The organism is Streptomyces sp. NPDC006510, from assembly GCF_040611955.1.
Taxonomy (GTDB): Bacteria; Actinomycetota; Actinomycetes; order Streptomycetales; family Streptomycetaceae; genus Streptomyces.
Window position 1 is genome coordinate 1 of sequence record NZ_JBEXPH010000412.1, and the last position, 2,277, is coordinate 2,277.

2 protein-coding genes are annotated in these 2,277 nt (G+C 72.4%); both read left to right on the forward strand.

What is annotated here, in order from left to right; genetic code table 11:
- Positions 1-157 precede the first annotated feature (157 nt).
- The gene (locus tag ABZY11_RS44020) at positions 158-1,573 is read left to right on the forward strand and encodes an FAD-dependent oxidoreductase (protein WP_356484553.1); all 1,416 of its coding nucleotides are present in this window, start codon (positions 158-160) and stop codon (positions 1,571-1,573) included.
- Between the two features lie 81 nt (positions 1,574-1,654).
- Entirely contained in the window at positions 1,655-2,188 is a 534-nt protein-coding gene (locus tag ABZY11_RS44025) for an Lrp/AsnC family transcriptional regulator (RefSeq protein WP_072484621.1), read from the forward strand.
- Positions 2,189-2,277 lie beyond the last annotated feature (89 nt).

The following is a 2,277-nucleotide window of genomic DNA, read 5'->3' on the forward strand; positions in this document are numbered from 1 at the left end:
GCTGGATCGGCGGCAGTTGGGACGGATCGACCCGCTCGCGCGGCGGCGCCGGCGGGGGGGCGCCCCCGCCCCCCCCCCCCCGCACCCCCCACGGGGGCCGGCGGCCCCCCCCCCCCCGCCCCCGCCCCACCCCGCCGGCAACGAGGTACCCCACCACATGACCACCGCCGCCCCACGCCCCACCGACCACCGCGGCCGCCTGCGCGACACGAAGGCCGCCCCCTACTGGCTCGACCGGCCCGAGCACCCCGCACCACTGCCCCGGCTGACCGCCGACACCACCTGCGACCTCGCCGTCGTCGGCGGCGGCTACACCGGGCTGTGGACCGCGCTGCTCGCCAAGCGCGCCCACCCCGAACGCGATGTCCTCGTTCTCGAACAGAACACCTGCGGCCACGCGGCCAGCGGCCGCAACGGCGGCTTCTGCTCGCCCAGCATCACCCACGGCCTCGCCAACGGAGCCGAACGCTGGCCCGCCGAGGCCCGGTTGCTGCACCGCCTGGGCATGGAGAACTTCGACGCCTTCGAACGCGACCTGGACACCCACGGCATCGACTGCGGATTCGTCCGCAGCGGCAAGGTCACCGTGGCCGCCACCCCCTGGCAGGCGGCAGGGCTCGGTGACGCCCACACCCTCGCCCACCGGTACGGCGAACAGACCAGGCTGCTGGACCGCGAAGAGCTGCGGTCCTACGTCGACTCCCCGATCTGGACCGCCGGTCTCTGGTCCCCCGACTACGCACTCCTCGACCCCGCCAGGCTCGTCTGGGGACTGCGCGCCGCCTGCCTGGACCTCGGAGTCCGCATCGCCGAACACACCGAGGTCACCGCGCTGTCCACCCGTCATGCGGGCCGGATCCGGCTCGCGACCCCGTACGCGGCGGTCGGCGCCCGGCAGGTCGCCCTGGCCACCAACGTCTACCGGCCCCTGCTCAAGCGCCTCTCGCTCAGCATGATCCCCGTCTACGACTACGCCCTGACCACCGAGCCCCTGAGCCCCGACCAACTGGCCGCCATCGGCTGGAGCGGCGACCACGGCATCACCGACGCGGGCAACCAGTTCCACTATCTCCGCAAGACCGACGACAACCGCATCCTCTTCGGTGGCTACGACGCCATCTACCACTACGGCAACCGGGTCGACGAGCACCTCACCCAGCGCCCGGCCACCTTCGACGCCCTCGCCGCCCAGTTCGCCGAAGCCTTTCCCGCCCTCGCCGACGTCCGCTTCTCGCACTCCTGGGGCGGAGTCATCGACTCCACCACCCGCTTCTGCATGTTCGCCGGAACCGCCGCGCACGGCCGGATCTCGTACGCCCTCGGCTTCACCGGACTCGGTGTCGGCGCCACCCGCTTCGGCGCCCAGGTCATGCTGGACCTGCTGTCCGGCCGGCAAACCGAGCGGCTGCGGCCCGCGATGATCCGCCGCCCGCCGGTCCCCTTCCCCCCGGAGCCGGTCCGCTATCTGGGCGTCGAGGCCACCCGGTGGTCCATGGCCCGCGAGGACACCCACGGCCACCGCAACCTGTGGCTGCGCACCCTGGACCGGCTCGGCCTCGGCTTCGATTCCTGAGCCGGGCAGGATAGGCGCGTACGACCGAAGATCCAGGCCCGCACACCGTGGTGGGCCGTACATGAGAGCCGGAGCAACAGCATGAGCACGCTGGGTGGCAGCCCGCTGGACGACACCGACCGCCAGATCATCGCCGCACTCCAGGCGGACGGCCGCCGCCCGTACAGCCAGATCGCCGAGGAACTGGACATTCCGGCCTCCTCCGTGCGCTACCGCGTACAGCGCATGGAGGAGAACGGCACCCTCCAGATCGTCGGCATCGCCAACCCGCTGACCATCGGCTTCGACAGGTTCGCCATGGTCGGCATCCGGGTCGCGCCGGGCACCGCCCCGGAGGTCTGCCGACGGCTGCGGGAGCTGCCCGAGACCTCCTACGTCATCATGACGGCGGGCAACTACGACGTGATGGCGGAGGTGATCTGCCGGGACACCGACCACTTCACCGACCTGATGAACCGCAGGCTGCACCTGATCGACGGGATCGTCTCCACCGACTCGTTCTTCGTGCTGGAGGTGCACAAGCTGGCGTACGGCTGGGGCGTCGGCGAGGTGGACACCTCACTGCTCGACGCCCCGCAGCCGCCGCTCGGCGCGGGTCTCGACCAGCGGCCCTGAGCCGCGGCGCGGGCATCGGTCCGCGAATCCCGTCCGCTGATCCCGTCCGCCCGGTCTAACGCGCCGCGGGCCCGGGTGGCGAGCGCGGC

Coding starts and splice junctions, on each gene's coding strand:
- ABZY11_RS44020 (WP_356484553.1), top strand. CDS start 158: ATGACCACCGCCGCCCCACGCCCCACCGACCACCGCGGCCGCCTGCGC.
- ABZY11_RS44025 (WP_072484621.1), top strand. CDS start 1,655: ATGAGCACGCTGGGTGGCAGCCCGCTGGACGACACCGACCGCCAGATC.